Source organism: Mycobacterium sp. GA-1841 (genome assembly GCF_001954135.1).
Taxonomy (GTDB): Bacteria; Actinomycetota; Actinomycetes; order Mycobacteriales; family Mycobacteriaceae; genus Mycobacterium.
In genome coordinates, this window is sequence record NZ_MBEQ01000067.1 from 46486 (window position 1) to 67368 (window position 20883).

General features: G+C 61.4%; 18 protein-coding genes. 8 read left to right on the forward strand and 10 right to left on the reverse strand.

Annotation, left to right across the window (positions count from 1 at the left end; genetic code table 11):
- Positions 1–15: 15 nt before the first annotated feature.
- A complete protein-coding gene (locus A5740_RS15410; protein ID WP_076195373.1) occupies positions 16–1431 on the reverse strand; it encodes a hypothetical protein in 1416 nt (471 codons plus the stop codon).
- A gap of 231 nt (positions 1432–1662) precedes the next feature.
- On the opposite strand from A5740_RS15410, the gene A5740_RS15415 reads away from it, so the two are divergent.
- Together A5740_RS15415 and A5740_RS15420 are read left to right on the forward strand one after the other, a co-directional pair.
- Entirely contained in the window at positions 1663–2460 is a 798-nt protein-coding gene (locus A5740_RS15415; protein ID WP_076195352.1) for a class I SAM-dependent methyltransferase, read from the forward strand.
- 182 nt (positions 2461–2642) lie between these two features.
- A complete protein-coding gene (locus A5740_RS15420) occupies positions 2643–3614 on the forward strand; it encodes a sulfotransferase family protein (RefSeq protein WP_076195353.1) in 972 nt (323 codons plus the stop codon).
- 25 nt (positions 3615–3639) lie between these two features.
- Here A5740_RS15420 and A5740_RS15425 read toward each other — a convergent pair whose 3' ends face one another.
- The 3 genes from A5740_RS15425 to A5740_RS15435 form a co-directional block, all read right to left on the reverse strand.
- Positions 3640–4425: a GAP family protein gene (locus A5740_RS15425; protein ID WP_076195374.1), complete on the reverse strand. Its 786-nt coding sequence runs from the start codon at positions 4423–4425 to the stop codon at positions 3640–3642.
- Positions 4426–4645: 220 nt separating this feature from the next.
- A complete protein-coding gene (locus A5740_RS15430; protein WP_076195354.1) occupies positions 4646–5494 on the reverse strand; it encodes a CbiQ family ECF transporter T component in 849 nt (282 codons plus the stop codon).
- Entirely contained in the window at positions 5491–7542 is a 2052-nt protein-coding gene (locus A5740_RS15435) for an ATP-binding cassette domain-containing protein (RefSeq protein WP_083654151.1), read from the reverse strand. The genes A5740_RS15430 and A5740_RS15435 overlap by 4 nt, the downstream gene beginning before the upstream one ends.
- Positions 7543–7772: 230 nt before the next feature.
- Between A5740_RS15435 and A5740_RS15440 the strand changes: the two genes are divergently transcribed.
- The gene (locus A5740_RS15440; RefSeq protein WP_076195356.1) at positions 7773–8828 is read left to right on the forward strand and encodes a class I SAM-dependent methyltransferase; all 1056 of its coding nucleotides are present in this window, start codon (positions 7773–7775) and stop codon (positions 8826–8828) included.
- Entirely contained in the window at positions 8821–9591 is a 771-nt protein-coding gene (locus A5740_RS15445; protein WP_076195357.1) for a cephalosporin hydroxylase family protein, read from the forward strand. The genes A5740_RS15440 and A5740_RS15445 overlap by 8 nt, the downstream gene beginning before the upstream one ends.
- Before the next feature lie 40 nt (positions 9592–9631).
- Here A5740_RS15445 and A5740_RS15450 read toward each other — a convergent pair whose 3' ends face one another.
- From A5740_RS15450 to A5740_RS15470, 5 genes are all read right to left on the reverse strand, one after another.
- Positions 9632–10183 carry a dTDP-4-dehydrorhamnose 3,5-epimerase family protein gene (locus A5740_RS15450; protein ID WP_076195358.1) on the reverse strand — a complete coding sequence of 184 codons (552 nt, stop codon included), beginning with the start codon at positions 10181–10183 and terminating at the stop codon, positions 9632–9634.
- Positions 10180–11274, reverse strand: a complete 1095-nt coding sequence (rfbG, locus tag A5740_RS15455; RefSeq protein WP_076195375.1) for a CDP-glucose 4,6-dehydratase — start codon at positions 11272–11274, stop codon at positions 10180–10182. The genes A5740_RS15450 and rfbG overlap by 4 nt, the downstream gene beginning before the upstream one ends.
- Complete coding sequence (gene rfbF / locus A5740_RS15460) at positions 11256–12029, reverse strand: glucose-1-phosphate cytidylyltransferase (RefSeq protein WP_076195359.1); 774 nt, start codon at positions 12027–12029, stop codon at positions 11256–11258. The genes rfbG and rfbF overlap by 19 nt, the downstream gene beginning before the upstream one ends.
- Entirely contained in the window at positions 12026–12718 is a 693-nt protein-coding gene (locus A5740_RS15465; RefSeq protein WP_139335150.1) for a hypothetical protein, read from the reverse strand. Before A5740_RS15465 ends, rfbF begins: the two co-directional genes overlap by 4 nt.
- A gap of 192 nt (positions 12719–12910) precedes the next feature.
- Positions 12911–13630: a hypothetical protein gene (locus A5740_RS15470; RefSeq protein WP_076195361.1), complete on the reverse strand. Its 720-nt coding sequence runs from the start codon at positions 13628–13630 to the stop codon at positions 12911–12913.
- A 441-nt stretch (positions 13631–14071) separates the two neighbouring features.
- Here A5740_RS15470 and A5740_RS15475 point away from each other — a divergent pair, with 441 nt between their 5' ends.
- Positions 14072–15352 carry a glycosyltransferase gene (locus A5740_RS15475; protein ID WP_076195362.1) on the forward strand — a complete coding sequence of 427 codons (1281 nt, stop codon included), beginning with the start codon at positions 14072–14074 and terminating at the stop codon, positions 15350–15352.
- 45 nt (positions 15353–15397) lie between these two features.
- On the forward strand, positions 15398–16669 hold the full coding sequence (locus A5740_RS15480; protein ID WP_076195363.1) for a glycosyltransferase: 1272 nt from the start codon (positions 15398–15400) through the stop codon (positions 16667–16669).
- Here the strand turns inward: A5740_RS15480 and A5740_RS15485 are convergent.
- A complete protein-coding gene (locus A5740_RS15485) occupies positions 16658–18064 on the reverse strand; it encodes a cytochrome P450 (RefSeq protein WP_076195364.1) in 1407 nt (468 codons plus the stop codon). The two genes, A5740_RS15480 and A5740_RS15485, sit on opposite strands and share 12 nt — an antisense overlap.
- Before the next feature lie 596 nt (positions 18065–18660).
- Between A5740_RS15485 and A5740_RS15490 the strand changes: the two genes are divergently transcribed.
- Positions 18661–18891: an MbtH family protein gene (locus tag A5740_RS15490; RefSeq protein ID WP_076195365.1), complete on the forward strand. Its 231-nt coding sequence runs from the start codon at positions 18661–18663 to the stop codon at positions 18889–18891.
- A 17-nt stretch (positions 18892–18908) separates the two neighbouring features.
- The coding region (locus tag A5740_RS15495) for a condensation domain-containing protein (protein ID WP_139335151.1) at positions 18909–20883 on the forward strand (1975 nt) is incomplete at its 3' end.

Sequence of the window (20883 nt, forward strand, 5' to 3'; positions counted from 1 at the left end):
GTCAGCCTTCGGGCATCACTCGATTACGCCCGTCAACTCGAAATCGTCGAGTGTGGCCTGCACCAAATCACGCAGGGCCGACTTCGTGTTCACTGCGCCAGGCTGGTAGGAGCCGACACTGATGAAGATCTTGCCGTTGATACGCCCGGACAAGATGAACATTCGACCACCGATACGCTCCAACAGATGTCGCGACTCGCGTTGGCCAGTTGCTCGTGCGTTCTCCACCTCGGCGACGGTGCCGTCGGGGCAGCCGATAACCGAATCGAGATCGCCGAGATATGAACAGAACACTGACTGATCAGGATCGGCCGGCACCCTGGCGGCCATCCGTTTGAGCGACCGCTTCGGTACGAATGACGGTATCCACAGCAGCTGTCTGGACTCGTCCGGTGTGTCCTTCATCGTCCTGAGCGTCTGTTTGATGGCGGCCCGCGCGTCGCGGAGGTCTGTGGTGAGAGGCGAGGGGTCGATGGTGACGCGCGCATAGGACAGCGCCATCGCGCGCGTGTCTTCCTCGGTGCGGTCACTGATCGGGATCTGCAGCGTGACGGCACCGTCGGCGGCGCGCCTGCGCCCCGCACGCTCCCCGAGTTTGGCAGCGAAGGCCGCGGCCAGCGTGTGACTCGCTCCGCCAAGCGCTTCGGCCCGGGCATCCCAGTCATCGAGATCGACGTAGACCGTGATGGCAGGTACGAGCACAACGTCGTCGCGCCCAATCTCGCTGAGGGCGTCCGGCTTTGCCGCCGAGGTGGGGTTACTTCTGTTTGCAGCACGGGACTGACTTCGGGCCAACTTGACGGCCGTTGTCAGTGCTCGGGCCACCTCGGGCACATCTCGCGCTGTCTGCCGCGCATCCTGGACAACTCCACGCAGCCGAGTCCGTGACTGCGGCGCCGGGTATCCAAGGTCGCGTGTCTTGCCCAGGGCCGCTTCGATGATCACCAGTGCCAACCCCAAGCCATCGATCAGGTTGTGCGACAAAACGAGGCTCACCGCGGTCGATCCATCGTCGAGAGGAACGACGCCGAGATGCCAGCCGGGCCCCGCCACAGCGTCGATCGGCAGCTGCGAGCGTTCGTCGACCCAGTCGCTGAATTCGGCGCGGGGACGGATGTGCTCGATGAAGTCGGCATCCGAAGGTCCCCGATCCACGACCCAACGGTGGCGGGCAATTGGTAGTGCTGGTTGCTCGATACGGCGCCCCAACAACCCAAGGCCGAGATTACGGTGGAACCGACGCAGCTCATCTGAGTCGATGGCATGTTCGTAAAGCCAGGTCACCTGTATGACCACGTTCATGCCCGCGGCCTGATGCTCTGCCAACAGTGCTTCATCGGCCAATGCCAGCCGATTGTCCGGTCTTGCAGTCGCTTTGGCGGCGCGCCGCTCGATCAAGGCCTGACGCACACGATGTGTCTGCCCGGGCACCACAACTCCCTTCGTCCTCAGCTGTTCGCTCGAGCAGCCCCTATGTTTGTGCGCGGGCGCCGTTAGACGAGATGAATTCACTGAATTGTGGGTAGCCTAACGAGTCTTCGGCGATGCGGTGCGGAAAACCTGCATCGGCATGGATTCACAGCCGACGTTGAGCCACCCACGTTGACTGCAACTGCTTTGAGTTTGCGAGTGTGAACCCACGTGACGCTCTGATGATCCATCATGTTCTACGTGTCGAGTGGTACCGATGACATTGCGAGCATGCCCCGAGGGGGACCCGCGGCTTCGTGGTTGGATCGACGGCTGCAGACCAAGCGGCTGGAGTACTTGGACCGCGACGATGTGGCGGATCTGAAGCGCACGGTGATGGATTCACTCGACCGCGCCGGGCGACGGCGGCGGATCGGCGTTCACGAGAAGTGCGCCCGGTTCGCGCTCCGGGAAGTGGCCGGTGTACACGCTCCCAAAATCCTCGAACTCGGTGCCGGCCTTGGCGGACTGTCGCGCAAGTTACTTCAGAAGCACCCCACCGCGGAGGTCACGGTCACTGACATCGACCCCACGTTTGTGGCCATCGCCGCTGCGGGCGATCTCGGCTCTCATCCGCGGGCCAAGATATGTGAAATGGACGCCACTGCAATCGATGTGCCCGAGGGCCATTACGACCTCGCGGTGTTTGCGCTGTCCTTGCATCACCTGCCACCTGAGCTTGCCGCACGGGTATTCGACTCCGGAACCAGGGCAGCCACGAAGTTGTTGATCGTCGACCTTCCCAGACCCCCGGCGCCGCTCCACATCGGATTGCTGGCGATGGCTTTGCCGTTCATACGGCTCTCGCCGTTGCAACACGATGGTGTCATCAGTTCACTACGTGCCTACAGTCCGTCGGCGTTGCGTGCGCTTGCCCACCACGCCGATCCAGACATCGATATACAGTTCCGGACCCGGCGAGGATTGGGGCCGACCGTCGCGGTTGCCAGTCGCACCCGGCAAGGAGGGGAAATCAGAACTCCACTTTGACAATCACGCCGATGCCGCCACACGTGTGAGGCTCGCGTGATTCAATGTCGCCGCGGTCACTTGACCTCGAAATTCTATTGGCCGGAATGTCTCGCCGGCACGACCGGTCCACCGCTGGAGGTGCTCATGGGTGAACACGACGGCCCTACGTTGAATGCAACAGCGATGGCGAAGTTCTGCGCATGACACCGGCGGACGGGCAAGCGATCCGTTCAGCCCGCCCACTTGTCCTGTTCGTGTTGGGCGTGAACCGTTCTGGTACTTCTGCGCTCACCCGGGTTCTGTCGTTGTGCGGGGGTGGGTTGCCGCCCAAGTTGGTAGGGTCGGACTCCAGCAATCCCCGCGGCTATTGGGAACCGTTTGGCTCTCACCGAATCAATTTCACCATCCTACGTCGCCACAGGTCGGCATGGTTCGACCCGACACTGCGATTGCAGGAGCCTGGCACGATCGACGTCGATGAGAAGGACGCGTGCCTCGACGAGATCAAGGCGTTTCTGGAACCGTTGACGGGCGCACCGTTCCTGGTCGTCAAGGATTTGAATATCACTTCGCTGACCGAACTTTGGTTCGAGGGCGCTCATCTGGCCGGATTTGATGTGTCGGCCGTCATCGCCGTGCGCCACCCGGAGGAAGTTGTCGCCTCGCTGGCGGCGTTGAACCGTACTTCGCCGGAACTGGCCGGCGCTCTATGGCTCAAAGGCAGTCTGCTGGCTGAGGCGGGAACACGTGGCGTACCAAGGGTGTTTGTGGAGTACGCCAATTTTCTGGAGGACTGGCAGCGGGAGATGAAGCGGATCTCGACGGCCCTGAACATTGACCTCGGCCGTCGCGAGGACGCCGCTATCGAGGCATTTTTGAGTACCGATCTCCATCGTCAGCGATATTGCGGCCCGGTGGCAGAGCCCTTCGGTACAGATTGGATTGCCACGGTGTACGACGCGTTGAGCGCGGCATCGCGTGACGAGCACTGGGATCCGTCGGCTCTGGACCGTGTATTCGAGTCGTACCGGGGGACCGAACGTGGCTTCCGGATGGCGTTCGATAACTTCCAGCGCTTCGAGAAGGTCAACCGGTTCTTCCGGCCCTCGGTCGCGAAAGCCGTATACGAGATCCGTGCGATCTCTCACCGCCGCCGTGGAACCTGGGCCTGAGTCTTGTTGCGGCACTGAGAGCTACTCACGTGAGTCCGTTGATCACCTGCACCACTCCGGCCACCGAGAAAATCGCTATCAACATATGCCGACGATGAGCCAATGCCCAATCATGTAGCGGTCGTAGTACTGCAACGGTCCTCGCCGGAGCGAGGAAATAGCTGACCAGGGTGACCTCTACAACGGCGAACATGCCGATCACGAACAGAATGACGGCGAGAATCTGCACACCGACCGGGTATCCGGAGGTCGCAATGGGGGTGAGAACGAAGAGAACCAGCATTGGCGGCGGGAGTCCGGCGAGGCCGAACGCGAACGCGACCCACAAGGCTCCGCCTTCCCAGGCGCCTTGGAGGCGACCGACGAGACGGCGAAACGGCGACCCGTCAGCCGGCGCCGTATCGGGCGACGTGCCGAACGGTGACATCATCTGAGCGGGCGCCGCCGCCTCCTGCGTCCCGTCCGCGGTGCGACCGGCGGGTACCGGTTGGCGGGATCTCTCCCGTACGGCCCGCACCGACACCACTCCTGCGACCGCCAACATGGCGACGCCCATACCGAACTGGACCAGTTGTGCCGTGGGGTTTTTGCCCGAGGTCGTCAGGTTCTCCGAGAAAGACCGAAAAGCGGGCGCGATGTGCAGCACCATCAATGGAATCAGCAGACCCGCGAGGCTGACGATCAAGCTGCCGAGCCAGTACGCGGCGAGGTTCTGCACCGGTCGTGGGCGCGAGATCATCAGAACGATCACGGCGAGGAGCACCGGATTGACAGCGAACATGATCGCCATCCCGAACAGCACACCCCACACGGCCCCGAACACTACCTGCGTTGGTACCGGACTGTTGGCGTTTTTGACGCCTCAGTAGGGTTCTGATCAGGTACCAGGCAACTGGTATTGCGTTACTCCCCGTTGCCAAGCCAGATGCCAAGTCATAAAAGATGTTTCGATGAGCTGTCCGTGTTTCGGGCGGCACACTGGCTGTCTTCGCATCGGCTGTCCCGTCGACCACCGTCGACGCTGCGGTTGGTCAGGAAACGTGGAAAATCGTCTCGACAGTCACAGCAGCACCACCGGCTGCAGCAACAATCGCCAGGGTCACCCAGTCCGCCATCTTCGGTCGTCCTGGAGCTGCAGCCAATTGGCCCGTGCCGCCACGAGCAGTGATCGCATCACCCATCTCGTCGGCCCGTCGCATGGTCATGGCTATGGCCGCGGCTATCAGGTCGATGACGTCGCCGGCCTGCTGCCGACCGCGAGCCCTACGACTCGACTGCTTCGGTTTCGGCCGTAGCCGGTAGGCGGCGTAGAGAACCTGGAATTCATCGATCAGCATCGGGAAAGAACGCAACCCGAGCGCGAACGCGACCACCCACTCATGGATCGGCAGCCCAATCCATCCGAATGGGCGGGCCAATGTGGTCATCGCGGGAACGATTTCAGCGACATTCGTGGTCCACGAGACCATCGCCGCGAAACCGAACAGCAAGAACACCACGCTGATGGCCCGCAGGAAATGCAACGCGCCACCGAGCTCGAGGTCGATGTCTCCCAAGGAGATGACCGGACTTCCTCCGGCCAGCGTCGAGAAAACGAAGGCCAGCGCAAAGAAGATCCACACCCGCCGCGGCCGCGGCGGCAAAACGCCGCGCGGAATGTGGGCGATCCAGGCGGCTGCGAGCACCAGCGCCCAGCCGAGACCGATCGTCAGCCAACCCGGATAAAACCACAACAGCACCGAGAACGCGAAGACAACAAGGAGTTTGGTGCCTGCCCACAACTCGTGGATAGCCGATGTCCCAGGAACCGGAACCAGTAATCGCACCCGACGAGAACCACGTCGTGCCCGGGCTGTGGTCGAATCCGATGTGGTTGTCATCCCGATTTCCCCGCCCTCGTCGAGACTTCGTCCACCGTACCCTCGCGCAGATACAGGGTTCGGGGACAGACGTCCTCCAGACCAGCGGAGCCATGCGAGGCGACGACGACTGTCAGACCCAGGTCACGTCGCAGTCGAGCCAGCAGCTGCAGCAGGCCACGCTGACTGGCGGCGTCCAAGCTTGCCAGAGGTTCGTCGAGGACCAACGCCCGCGGAGAACGAGCGAGCAGCCCGGCCAGCACCACTCGACGCAGCTGGCCCCCACTGAGTTGGTCTGACCTCCGCTGGGCAATCGAGGGATCCAATCCGACTGCTGCCAGCGCTTCAGCCACACGGGTTTCATCTTGGTCTGAAAAACCGCCAGACGACGCTACTTCCGCTCCAACGCGGCTGCGTATCAGTTGCAGACGAGCGGCCTGGAACGACAGCGCCACCGCTCCGACATGCTCATAGCCGGGGGCGCCGTCGATCATGCAGACGCCGGACGTGGGAATCGTCAAGCCGGCCATGATCCACGCCAGTGTCGACTTACCCGAGGAGTTGCCACCTTGGATCAGTACGCCCTCACCCTGTTCCACCGCGAAGCTGATGTCCCGCAATGCGGTCTTCGCCCATGGCGTGCCCATGCCGTACTCATGCCCGACGCACACGAGTTCGATGACCGGTGTACTCGAGCTGTGTTGCACCACAACGGCCCCAGACGTGGTCATCGAGGTGTCGAGCGAATCGGTCGTCTCCAGACCATCGCCCAGGACGATCGTTCGATCCGCCGATGCGGCAGCATCGTTGTCGTGCGTGATGTGCACAAGAGTGGTCTTGTGCCGCTCGGTCAGACCGGACATCACACGCAGGATGGCTTCGCGGCCCTCCTCGTCGATCATCGCGGTTACCTCGTCGGCGACCAACAGGGCCGGTTCCCGAGCCAACGCGGCTGCGAGCGCGAGGCGCTGTAGTTCGCCACCCGACAAGCTTGCCGTCTCGTGGCCGGCATGATTCTCGAGGCCGACCTCCGCCAGCAGTCGGTTGACGTCGACATCGGCGTCTGGTGGCAGTCCCCACACCACATCGTCGACAACCCTGGTACCCAAAACCTGGCTCTTGGCATGCTGTAACACAATTGCGGTGCCGGCCGGCTGACCCAGACCCACCGCACCGGAGCGGTGAACAGTGCCGGACGTCGGTTCCCTGCCGGCGAGAATCAGCGTCAACGTGGACTTGCCAGAGCCGTTCGCACCCGTGACGGCGACATGCTCTCCGGGCCGGAGATCCAAGCTGACCTCGCGCAATGCGTCTTCTTCAGCACCTGGATAACGGAACCGCACGTTGTCCAATCGCACCGGTACCGGAGCTATCGGACGTTGGTCGGCTCGAATCGGTTGATCCTGGAGGATGTCCAACTTCGACACGTTCGGCGAGATGTCGCGCAGGCGCTCCAGGAGCTTGGACAACACGGACCAGGCGACGAAACACGCGAAGACATACGCGAGAACGAGATAACCGAGGAGCAGTACCGGCCAATAGCGCAGTCCCTCGGCAAGGCCGTGCTGCAACCCGGTACCCACCTCGTCGAGTCCCATCCAGCCGAGGACTGTCGCCAGACCGTTCACCGTCGCGGTGATCACCCGAAACATCAAGTGTCGCAGTTCGACCGAAACCGCGAAGATCGCAACCCAGCCGGTGGAGACGAGGATGCCGATCGGCAACGACATCAGAAGCAGAGTCGGCGTGCCACCGCCTCTTCGTCTGACGGATCCGGTCAACCCGCCGACCGAGGCGCAGTTCAGGATCGCAAACACACCGCCGAGCCCGGCGACCAGGAAGGTGATCATCGCACCGACGAACGTCGCAGCGAGCACCGCACGGAGGCGGTACCGATAAGCGAGCAGCCCGGGAAGCGCGACACCCAACACTCCCAACGACTGCGTGAAAGGGACGACGACGGCGATGATCACCACCACCGCCGAGAGCGCGCCGATGACCGCGGCATGGGCCAACTCGTTCGGTCGAAGCGGTCCGCCCTGACGGCGTGGAAGACATAATGCCGTCATTTCGACGACTCTGTCCGTCCAAGAGTCCTAGTATTCACGGAACCCTTCCTGCGCTGCGTTCGCACGAGGTATGCGTGGGTAAGCCCCACACCCGCAAGGCGGAGGCTAACACGCCGGTCGATCGAGCACTCGGAGAAGAGAACGAAAATCGATACAAGTTCCCATGGCCTCCCGAGCACTCGCCGGCGTCTGCACCTGCCGCTGCCGGCCAATGCCAGGAAGGGTGCGTAATGGATACGCCGACAACGCTTTACACGCAGTCGGAATTTCCGATCTTCCAGAACCGACTGTACGGCTCGGAGAAGGATGCACGTGCCTGCCCACGGGGAGATATTCGCCTGGTGCAAGACGAGGTTACCGGACTCGTCTACAACGAGGCCTTCCGTCCGGAATTGATGACCTATGGCGCCGACTACCAGAACGAGCAGGCGCACAGTCCGGCGTTCAGACGGCATCTGGAGCGCGTCGCCACAATCGTCGAGCGCACCATCGGGACCGACGGGTTGGTCGAGGTGGGTTGCGGCAAGGCTTATTTCCTTGAGCTACTCCAGCTTCGCGGCTGCTCGATCACCGGCTGTGATCCGACTTATGAAGGCGAAAATCCGGCCGTTCAACGCTGCTATTTCGGCGAGGGCATGGCGCCGTCGGCCAACGGCATCATCCTTCGTCATGTGTTGGAGCATGTCCATGATCCCGTTGGTTTCCTCGACCGCTTGGGGCAGGCCAATCGCGGAGGGCTGATTTACATCGAAGTGCCATGCTTCGAATGGATCATGCGGACCAGAACCTGGTTTGACATCTTCTATGAACACGTCAATTATTTCCGCCTCGACGACTTTTCGCGGATGTTCGGCCGAGTGATCGAAGGTGGACATCTGTTCGGCGGCCAATATCTGTATGTCGTCGCGGACCTGGGCACACTGCAGGCTCCGAAAAGGATCCCCACAGATCGTGTGGACTTCCCTGCAGATTTTCTGAAGACCGCCCCCACTACGCGAACCGAATCGCCGTTACCTCCAGCCGTATGGGGTGCTTCATCAAAAGGCGTGATCTATTCGCTGCTGCGGGAACGCTGCGGCAATGCGGTGTCCGTCCTGATAGACATCAGTCCAGCCAAACGCGGCGGGTTCATTCCGGCAGCCGGCGTGCAAGTGATGTCTCCCGAAGAGGGGATGGATGCGCTCGAGCCGGGATCAGACATTTGCGCCATGAATCTCAACTATCTGGATGAGATTCGCAAGATCACCGGAGGTCGATTCAACGTGGTCGGGGTGGGCAATGACTGAGTTCGCCGAAGAAGTGGTAGCTCGAATCGAGGCGATGTCACGCGACGACGCCCTCAACGACCGCGCCGCTGAATTTATGCAGACGTCGTTGCTATCCAGATATTCCTACAACTTCGCCTGGATGTCCCGGCCGATAATCCAGTATCCACAGGACATTGTCGCCATGCAGGAGTTGATTTGGCAGGTTCGCCCGGATCTGATCATCGAAACCGGCATCGCCCACGGGGGATCGCTCATCTTCAGCGCGTCGATGTTGGCGTTACTGGACTTGGCCGACGCCATCGAGTCCGGTACCACGCTCGACCCCGCGAAACCTCGACGTAAGGTCCTGGGAATTGACATCGATGTCCGGGCTCACAACCGCGAGGCGATCGCCGCGCACCCTATGGCATCGCGCATCCGGATGATCCAAGGTTCCAGCGTTGCCCCCGAGGTGATCGGGCAAGTGCACGAAATCACCGCCGGCTACCAGCATGTGCTCGTGTGTCTGGACAGCAACCACACGCACACACACGTGCTTGCCGAGCTGGAGGCCTATGCGCCCCTGACGTCGGTAGGAAGTTACTGCGTGGTTTTCGACACCATCATCGACGATGTGTCAGCTGACACTTTTCCGGACCGCCCGTGGTCTCCCGGTAACAACCCCAGAACCGCAGTGCGGCAATACCTCACAAACCACCCGGAGTTCGAGATCGACAAAAGTATCCAACACAAGTTGCTCATAACGGTGGCACCGGATGGCTACTTGAAACGGGTCGGCTGAGTTCTTCGCCGCACAGCGACGACACGTGCCGCAAACCCGTTCACAGTACGACTCCGCCGAAATCCGGATTAATCAGTGGATGGGCCAGATCCCGCGGTGAGACGGCATGAATCGGCAGCGGCCAGGCAATGGCGAGCCGGGTGTCGTCGTGACGAAGTCCGCCTTCGGAGCCGGGACAATAGGCGGCCGTGGTCAGATACAGCACTTCACTTTCCGGCTCCAAGGCCTGGAAGCCGTGGGCAAAGCCTTCTGGCACGACCATCATCCGCGCGTCGTCGTGACTCAGTTCTTCTGCGTGCCATTCCAAGAATGTCGGGGAACCTGATCGCAGGTCGACCGCAACATCCCAGACCCGCCCACGCACACAGCGAACCATCTTCATCTCCGCGTGCGGTGGCGACTGGAAATGTAGGCCGCGTACGGTCCCGACGTTGGTCGTCACAGAGTGGTTGACCTGAACTATCTGTCGGCTGCCGAGCAGCGGTTGAAGTTCTTCGACGCAGAACAGACGAGTGAATGACCCGCGGAAATCACGGTGCGGCGCGGACTGCACAACGGTCAGACCGGGCAGTCCGGTCTCGACCAGGTTCATGACATCGCCCAGTTCAGGCCTCGATCGGCTGCGTCCTCGGTATATTCGGCCAACTCACGGATACTGGTCACCTCGCCGTACTCGATCAGGTGCCGATACCAATTGGCCGTGTGGCGAACGGATTCTCCGATGTTCCACACGGGGCGCCAGTCCAGATGCGTCTTTGCTTTCGAGATGTCGAGTTGCAGCAAGGTCGCTTCGTGCGGATGCGCGGTGGCGGCCACCTGCCATCGAAGTTGTGGCCAGGTCGACAGGAGGTGCTCTAGTATCTGTTCGACCGTGAGATTCTCTTCTGTGTCAGGTCCGAAGTTCCACGCCTCGGCACAAGTGGTGTCGCCATGCAGAAGCCGCTGACCCAACAACAAATATCCACTCAGACAGTCCAATACGTGCTGCCAAGGCCGAACGGCATGTGGTGATCGAACCGTGAGTGGATCACCTGCGACCGCCGAACGCACCAGATCGGGAATCAACCGGTCTTCTGACCAGTCACCTCCGCCAATCACATTGCCTCCTCGCGCGGTCGCCAAGAGCGGGGCGCCGGTCTCCTGGAGGAATGCGGTCCGATAACTCGACGCAACCAACTCGGCGCCGGCCTTTGATGCGCTGTACGGGTCGTGCCCTCCCAGCCGATCATGTTCGCGGTAGGGCCTGGGCGATTCGCGATTCTCATAACACTTGTCGGTTGTCACCACGACGACCGCTCGCGCTCCTGGCGTGTGACGAGCCGCCTCAAGTACGTGCACAGTGCCCAAAACATTGGTGGCCCATGTTGTCACCGGCTCACGGTAGGACCGAAGGACCAGCGGTTGGGCAGCCAGATGAAAAACCATCTCAGGCTTGTCCGCGTCGAAGATCCGTCGTACCGCTTCTTCGTCCCGTACGTCGATGTGGCGAGCCCGGATCGGCAGGTTCAGTAAGCCCCAGTGATTGGGCTCGGAGGCCGGGTTCAATGCAAGCCCGGTCACGTCCGCGCCGAGCGCATGCAACCACAGAGACAACCAACTGCCTTTGAATCCGGTGTGGCCGGTCACCAACACGCGACGTCCGCGGTAGGCGTCGCCGAAAGCGTTCAACGCCAGCACTTCCACGGCGCCTCGCCGCTGCTCCACAGCGTTTCGAGCAAATCCTTGTCCCGGAGCGTGTCCATGGGCTGCCAGAAACCGGAATGGACGAAGGCCATCATCTCTCCGGCGGCCGCGAGACGCGCCAAAGGTTCACGCTCCCAGGCTGTCTCATCGCCGTCGATGTAATTCAACACTGCAGGTGACAAGACAAAGAATCCACCGTTGATCAGACCGCCGTCGCCACGCGGCTTCTCAAGGAACCTCGTGACCTGGTCGTTCGAGCATTCGATGGCCCCATAGCGGCCGGGCGGAAGGACTGCCGTAACCGTCGCGTGGCGACCGTGCCGACGATGAAATTCGATGCTGGCGCCGATGTCGACGCTGCTGAGTCCATCGCCGTAGGTGAAGCAAAAGGCCTCGTCATCCTTGATATACGACGACACGCGCTTGAGGCGACCACCCGTCATCGTGTCGTCCCCGGTATCGACGAGAGTCACCCGCCACGGCTCCGCGTGGTGTCGATGCACTTCCATCTTGTTGATGGACATATCGAACGTCACGTCGGACATGTGGAGGAAGTAATTTGCGAAATACTCCTTGATGGCATAGCTCTTGTATCCGCAACAGACGATGAAATCGTGTATTCCGTGATGCGAATACAGCTTCATTATGTGCCATAATATTGGTCGCCCTCCGATCTCGACCATGGGTTTGGGTCTGACGACGGTCTCCTCGCGGAGGCGTGTCCCGAAACCGCCGGCCAACAGCACGGCTTTCATTTTCCGTTCCTTATTTTCAGACGAAAGCGGTCCGGCCTGTCGGATTCGACATCTCCAAGCCCCGCAGAGTAACGCGAACCATCATTTACAATGACGGTCATATAGCCAAATACATCGGCCGGGATATGGTTGGAATAGATGTCCATCAGGTGGCGAATCAAGAGAAAAGATCCGAGCCTTTCGGAGAGAAACCCCACGGCGCGAACCTGATATTTGTCATATTCGCGCACCCGGTAGCCGTATCGTTCCAGAAACACTCTACCAACCGCTTCCAGCTTCGACAGCACGTCGACCAGCCAAGACCGCGGAAAAATTCCGAGTTCAACGCCTCCCGGTATGAAGTGCTTTGCCGCCAGGAACTGGGATGCCGAGCAGGAATCGAGAACGTTCATCTCCACGGCAATCGAGGTGTAATCGTGAAAGTCGCGGCTACGGTAGATCGACGCATAATGCCGGTATACCGTGTTCTTGAAATACAGGGGTTGCGCAACCAGAAACCCTGATCCGGGTTCCCAACTGAACTGCGATGCTACATCGTCCTCCGCTAACGCGTATTCGAGGTCGAATTCCCTCAGTGTGGGAAATATTTTGGCCTCGACACCCGCAGGATACGGCAAGATCCGCTTCCGGAAGGAGCATATTTCGATAAGGTCGGCCTGCGGGGAAAATTTGCGGATGGCGATCGGCAAAACGTATGACCCGGCAGCCCCGTAGGCGACGGGCCTCGCTTCGTGCCAGTAGTGATCGAGTTGCCTGACGTGAAGGTCCGAATCTGGCTGAAACTGTCCGAGCGCGATGCAGCGGTCATACCAACTGCTCGGCAGTTGGGGAGTCGTGTGACTGATGCAGTACCTATGAATCATGGGCGTCGAGTGCAGTCCTCAGTTCCCGGTGCTCACTACCGGACTTCTCAGCGTGCGGTGCACGACAACGAAATGCCCGGCCCGGAAATGGGCCACGCTGGTGGCGATTCGGTAGTGTCCGCGCAGTGCATCCCTCAATATCGTGAGGATGTCCGAAGCCGAAAAGCTGTTGTACAAGGTCCAGATATCGCAATAAACGTCCTCAAAAATGTAGATGCCGTCTTTCGTCAGTGCACTGTCGAAAAGCAACCGGAACGACTCCGTCATGCGCGTGGTTGTTTGACTCGCCACGTCGATGACGATGTCGAAGCGCCCGAACGCCGTCGCCAATTCGCTGAGCAGAGCAGTCCGCTGCCCGCCCCCAAAGCGGACGTACACACCGCTGGAATCGGCGATTTTGGTCATCCGCGAGTCTGGGTCGATGCCCACGACGAGCGAGTCCGGGTGAAGGCATGCCTTCCACCGCTGTACCGAGTCGCCATGGTAGCTCCCGATTTCCAACATCCTGACCGGCCGTGACCGGTCGACGATGGCGTCGTAGTTCGATACGTAGTGCGGGAGGCTGTGGACCCTCGGCGTACGGTTCGACACCTCGGACTTCTCTGCGCAGAGCGCAGTCTCCATCGCCGCCCACGTGATGTCCGACCCGGTCTCTCGGCACAGCGCTTTCTTCAATCGGCGTTGTTCGCGCCCGCCGCAGCGCCGGGCGACAGGTGAGAACTTCAGGACGATTCTCATAGTGGGCAGCCCGTCATGACCAGAATGCATTCATAAACCGAGAAGGGTGGACACCCGGTCCGTACAGCTCGAGGCTCGCGTGTGCGGGCCGTTGACGTTCGGAACCCTGCGCTTGCCTTCGACGGGTGACTCACAAACCGATGACAGCACGAAGCGCCGGATTGACCGAGAATCCGTCGACCAGCCCCATCAGAAGGCCCCCACATTGCCCGGAACACTACCGCGCCGGTAGTGCTGAGTTTTCTTGTTGGCTGAATCGGCCCGTGCACGACGACGATTCGCGCTCCTGTCCGGTCGCGATTTCGAGCTGGTCAGCGTGTATCGAAACTTTCGGATTTCAGTTCGACAGCGCGAGTAGAGGGTTAGGCTGCGGGCGGTTGAGCCGTGGCGGCTCCCTCATTCATTCCGCAGGACCCAGGGAAGTGAAGGCTGAGAACCGCGATGAAGTTCGTGTTGTCATTCTATGGAACGCGTGGTGACGTCGAGCCTGGTATTGCTGTCGGCCGCGAGTTGTTGCGACGCGGCCACGACGTGCGCCTGGCGGTCCCACCGGATCTCGTGGACTTTGCCGAAACAACAGGGCTTCCGGCGGTTCCCTGCGGGCCAGAGGTACGTGTGTGGCAAGACGTCAACCGCGACTTCTGGTCACGTTTCTTGAGGAACTTCTGGAAGAACTTCTGGAAGTTCGGCGAGCTGAAGACGTTGCTGCGCGAGGATTGGCGGCTGCTGACCGAATGCTGGGAGGATGTCGGCTCGACCCAAAAGGACCTGGCACATGATGCCGATTTGTTGTTCACCGGCGTGCTCGGCGAGGAGTCGGCCGGCAATGTCGCAGAGTTCTACGACTTGCCGTTGGCGACGCTGCACGTGTTTCCGATCCGGGCCAACGGCCAACTTTTCCCAGGCCTGCCGGCGCGGTTCGGCCGTACTCTGATGCGGGCGTCCGAGTGGCTCGGTTGGCCGATGTTGAAAGGGTTCGACGATCGCCAGCGGCGTGAACTGGGCCTCTCGAAGGCTACTGGCCCCTCGCCGTGGCGAATCGCCGCTCGTGGAAGTTTGGAAATACAGGCCTATGACGCCGTTTGCATGCCCGGTCTATCGGATGAGTGGGCTCCATGGTCAGAGCAAAGGCCGTTCGTCGGGGCGTTGACGTTGGACTTGCGTACGGATTCCGACGACGACGTTGCCTCCTGGATCGCCGCCGGAACGCCGCCGATCTGCTTCGGCTTCGGCAGCATGCCGGTCGCTTCTTCCTCAGACACACTCACGATGATCAGCACGGTATGTGAACAGCTGGGGGAGCGGGCCCTGGTGTGCGCGGGTTCGAGCGACTTCAGCCACGTTCCGTCCTTTCACAACGTCAAAGTGGTGGACACGATGAACTACGGCGCCGCATTCCCGGCATGCCGGGCGGTCGTACACCATGGCGGTGCGGGCACCACCGCTGCGAGCTTGCGTGCGGGGGTGCCCACATTGATCCTCTCGACCGACCTTGACCAGACCTTGTGGGGTTCTCGGATAAAACGTCTCAAAGTAGGTACTGCTCGGCGTTTTTCGGCTACGACCGCGAAGACCTTGACAGCAGATCTGCGCAAGATCCTCGAACCTCGATATGCCATTCGAGCCGGTGAGGTCGCCGCCCAGATGACAAAGCCCACCGACAGCGTGGTCCTCACCGCCGATCTCCTCGAAAAATTCGCCCGGCTCAAGCGGGCCGGCTGATCTGATGGGGCAACGGACAGCGAACGCACCAGCACCGAGTCCGCGATGAAATTCGCGTTGGCAAGTTACGGAACCCGTGGCGACATCGAGCCGTGCGTCGCGGTCGGCCGTGAGCTGTTGCGCCGCGGACACGACGTGCATATGGCCGTACCGCCTGATCTCATCGGGTTCGTCGAAGCGGCCGGCCCCACGGCGGTCGCCTACGGCCCGGATCTGCAGGCGGTGCTGGATGCGCACCGCAGTTTCTGGACGCATTTCTTCCGGAATTTCTGGAAGGTGCGTGAGCTCATTGAATTGCGCCGTGAGGTGGTCGAACCTTTCTTGGAGTCCTGGAAGGACATCATCTCCACCCTCACCTCAGTGGCCGAGGGCGCCGACCTGCTGTTCACCGGCGTGAATTTCGAGGATGCTGCAGGCAATGTCGCGGAGTATTACGACATCCCGTTGGCCACCCTGCACCTGTTCCCGTTGCGGGCCAACGGGCATTTTGTGCCGTTTCTGCCTGCGCCCCTGGGCCGTTCGACGATGAAGGTCTCGGAGTGGGTGGCGTGGCGCCTCGCCAAGAAGGTCGAGGAGGTACAACGCGGCGAACTGGCCCTGCCAAGGGCCGACGCGCCTTCGCCGTGGCGCCTCACCCGACGCGGCTGCCTCGAGATCCAGGGATATGACGGGGCGTGCTTTCCCGGGCTGGCTGCCGAATGGGCTCAATGGTCAGGTCAGCGGCCCTTTGTCGGCGCACTGACGATGGACCTGCCCGCCGATACCGATGACGAGGTCGCATCATGGATCGCAGCGGGGACGCCACCGATCTTCTTCGGCTTCGGGAGCTTGCCGGTGCATTCCGCCGCCCATCTTCTCGAGATGATCACCTCCACCTGTGCGCAGTTGGGGGAGCGAGCCCTCGTGTGTGCCGGCGGCACCGATTTCAGTAAGCTCCCGCGCTCAGACGACGTCAAAGTGGTGAACGCAATGAACTATTCGGCGATTTTCCCGACTTGCCGGGCGGTCGTGCATCATGGCGGCACCGGCACCACAGCCGCCGGCCTGCGCGCCGGTGTACCGGCCTTGATCCTGTCGACCGATCTCGACCAGACGCTGTGGGGGAGGCGGGTCAAACAACTGAAAGTCGGTTCGTCCCGCCGGCTCTCGTCCACCACCGGCAAGACGCTGGTGGAAGATCTGCGGACTGTTCTCGAACCGCGATATGCGGTGGGTGCCCGCCAGTTGGCGACACAGATGATCAAACCCGCAGACAGCGTCACCACCGCTGCTGATCTCGTCGAGGAGTTCGCCGCCCGCCGTCGGCTACGCCGGTGAGTCGCGAGATACGTGGACATTGGCGGGACAATGCGCCGTCGTTGAAACCACGGTGGTCGGTGCGGGGTCTCTGATCGCCCGGATGTGGATCATTCCGCCGCGATGCGGTACGAACGTGACGTGCTTCAACTTCTGCTTCTCGGCGGCAGCCGTGGTGGTGCTCAACTCGACCCTGCGCAAAATTTCGCGTAGTACGACGCGCATCTCGACACTGGCGAAGGTGGCACCGAGGCACCGACGGCTGCCTCCACCGAATGGCAGATATGCGGTAGGGCTGAGATTTACGCCAAGCATCCGATCCGGATCGAACCGCTCTGGAGCCGGATACAACTCGGCGTTTTGGTGCACCAGCCCAATGCCCGGGTTGACTATGACTCCGGCGGGGACCCGGTATCCACCGATCTCGACCGGTTCCTTCAGCAGACGACCGGAACTGAAGATCACTGGACGGATTCGTAGAGTTTCTTTCACCACCGCGTCGAGGTACTCGTCACCGGCCGGATCACCCGCCGCGCTGGCATCAGCGGCCCGCACCGCTTTTGCCAGCACCGCCGGGTGCCGAATCAGCCGCTCGACGGCCCAGGCGATCGAAGCTGCCGTCGTCTCGTGGCCTGCGGCAATGAGAGTCATGAGCTGGTCGCGCAGTTCGTTGTCATCGAGTGTGCGTCCGTCATCGTCGGCAGCGCAGACCATCATTGCCAGCGCATCGGAACGACGGGCCAGATCGGGGTCGGCGCGCCGCTCCGCGATCTCGGCGTAGAGCAAGGCGTCAGCTTCGGCGAATCGTCTTCCCAACGCCTTCCAGGGGCCATGATGCCGCAGGTTCGGCTTCGCAATCGCCGGCGTCTCCCACGGCTTCAAGTACAACAATCGCGGTATCAGATTTCGCAGCGCGGCCAGGCGCGCCCCGTCGGTTGCTCCGATGACAGTGCGCAGGATCACCTCGAGCGTGATTTCGGTCGTTTTCGACGCTACCGAAAAGCCTTTGTTCACTGGCCATCCGGTGATGTTCGCCGCCGCAATCTCGGCCATCTGGCGGGCTTGCTGTGCGACGGCGTCACGATGGAATGCGGGCATCATCAGGCGACGCTGATCACGGTGTTCGTCCTCGTCCGTGACGAACAGGGACTTGTCACCGAGGACCCCGCTGAAAAACCAGCGTGCTTCACCGGCGTGGAAGATTCGTGGGTCGCCGGCGAAAACTGTCTTGATATCTGTCGGATCTGCGAGGTAGACAGTCGTTCCGGCCAGTGGTTCGCGCAGTGTGAACATATTGCCGTAGCGGCGTTGACACCCGGACAGGAAGCGGAGACCGAAGCCCGCCATCAGAGCGGACTGCACCGTCATGGGCAGTCGAGGTCCCGGTGGTAGCTCAGTTTGCGCAGTCTTGCTCACTTTTCGCGATCCCTAGGTGGTTGACGGTATGAAACTGGATGCCGACGGCCTTCGAGCGCTGCAACCGATACGGGAACGCCTGTCTCCGAATGGCACTCGTCTCGGTCGATCCAGGGTCACAGATCCGGGCTCTACGGTATTTCCCAACGGTACGAGCCTCGGGTCCGGCGCGGGGCGGTTTCGGCGTAGTGCCCGGGCTCCCTTCGCAGCCAGGTGCTGAGCTACCGCTCAGCTAACCACGATCACTTGAATCCTTTTTTCGACCGACCGTCATGAGACCAGATCATTGAGCCCACAAGTACCACCGCGCCGAACTGGCCGCTTTGCAGCAAACTCGGCGCGCAGTCGATCACATAGCGTTGGTGGTGAGTGTCGGCTGGATGAATGGGTCGCGGACGCGGGTTTTACTTGGACTGGCGGCTAATTGCCATGGCTGAGCGCAATCACCTCGGCACGTGTGCAGTCGGCCTCCAGGCACACCGGCGCGAGCATTTAGCAAATATTGACGATTTTCCTAAAACCGCCCTCCGACGTGTGTGCCTGGTCTAGCTTTAGAACGTGTTCCACTTATCTCGCCTAGACGGTCTGGAGAACTGGTGAGCATCAATCCATTCGACGACGACAACGGCAGCTTCTTCGTACTGGTCAACGACGAGGAGCAACACAGCCTGTGGCCCGCTTTCGCGGACATACCAGCCGGTTGGCGGGTGGCCTACGGCGAAGCCGACCGTGCCGCATGTCTGGAATACGTTGAGCAGCACTGGCCTGATATCCGGCCGAAGAGTTTGCGTGAGAGGTTGGCCCAAGGCCGGACAGTCAACCAGTAGCCGGCGGACCGCCCGCGATGGAAAGTGATCATGAGCTGCTCCCGCTCACCCGGGGCCAGTTGGACATCTGGTTGTCCGAGGAGACCGGTCGCGCCGGCGCCAAGTGGCACAACGGCATGCTCGGACGGATCGACGGCCGGATCGAACTCGATCTATTCGATCAAGCCGTCCGGCAGGTCGTACGGGAGGCTGAACCGCTCAGGGCTGTCTTCACGGAGGTAGATGGCAAAGTCTTTCAACAGGTGGTCGACCAGCAGAGCGTCGAGCTTGCGCGCTATGACCTTGTGGGAGCGCATGATTCAGTATCCGACGTTTATCGTCTCATCTCGGCGATCCAGCGCGCCCCGATGCCGCTGAGCGGTCCGTTGTTCAGATCTGCGCTGATGCAGACCCGCCCAGATGAATTCTTTTGGTTCGTATGCTGTCATCACATCACGATCGACGGCATCGGCATGGCCGCTGTGTGCCATCGGATTGCCGCCGTATACACCGCGCTGGCCACCGGTGCACCGCTGCCGGCTCCTGTCTTCGGACCGCTGAAGGATCTGGTCGAATGTGAATCGGAATACGAAGCGTCCGACGGCTATCTCGCCGACCGGGACTACTGGGCGGCAAATGTTCCGCCAGACGACGAACCACCTCCGGGGCTTGCACCGGACGTCGCACCAGGCCGCGAGTATGAGCCGTCGGCACCGGTACAACTGGACCCGACCGTTGTGGCCCGTGCCCGCGACTTGTCGCACAAGTTGGGAGTGCGCCGAGCATCAGTGATCACCGCGGCGTGTGCCTTACTGGTGCACAGTGAGATCGGTGGCACCGAAGTCGTGCTCGATTTCCCGGTGAGCCGTCGGGTGCATCCGAAGGCCATGATGGTGCCCGGCATGGTGTCCGGGGTGGTTCCGCTGATCCTGAAGGCATCACCTGAGTCAACGGTCGAGAATTTCTGCGCGCACGTGGACCGGCGGATCCGAGAAGCCGTACAACACCAGCGCTTCCCGCTGCGCGGCATCGAGCACGGCAGCCGATTCCAGGGATCCGGACAGCCATCGAATCGCGCAGCCATCAACTTCATCCCGACGACTCGTTTGGCAGACTTCGCCGACGCGCCCGGCACGGGAACCGTGACACACACCGGGCTGGCGGATCAGTTCGGCCTGGTCTTCCTGAAGAACGATGCGGACCTCTTTCTCAGCACTTCGGGTGTCGGGGAATTGTTCAGTGGCTGTGACGCCCGTGATTTGGCGGACCGTTTCGAGCGCGTGCTGACTGCCATGACCACGGACTCGAGTCGACTGCTCGCCGCCGTCGAGGTACACAGTGTGACCGCGCTCGCGGGTCTGGACGAGTGGGGCAATCGTCCGGCGTCAAACCGGTGCGCGTCTTCATCCGGCTCGATTCCGGCGTTGTTCGGCCTACAGGTGCTTCATGATCCCGGCGCGGTGGCGGTCAGTTGCGGCGACACTGCCATGAACTACCGCGGGTTGGACGCGGCCTCTAACCGACTGGCACGTCTGCTGATCGAGCACGGCGCAGGGCCGGGGCAGCGGGTGGCAGTACTGTTCTCCCGCTCGGTCGAGGCGATCGTGGCCATCATGGGTGTGCTCAAGACCGGTGCGGCGTATGTGCCGATCGATCCGATGGTGCCCGATGCGCGGTTGGACTTCGTACTCGAGGATTCATGCCCGATCGTTGTGGTGACCACCACAGACCTGTTTCCTCGACTGCAGGGTCGAGGGTTGGCCGTGATCGATGTCGCCGACCGGGCGGTGTACGCCCAGCCCAGCACCCCGTTGCCGAAGGGGCCGGAGCCCGACGACATCGCGTATCTGATCTACACCTCGGGTACCACGGGTGTGCCGAAAGGCGTTGCGGTCGCGCATCGAAACGTCGTCGGACTGCTGGAAGCCATCGACGTCGACCTGCAGCTGACGGCAGGTCAAGGCTGGAGTCAATGTCACTCGTTGGCGTTCGACTTCTCGGTCTGGGAGATCT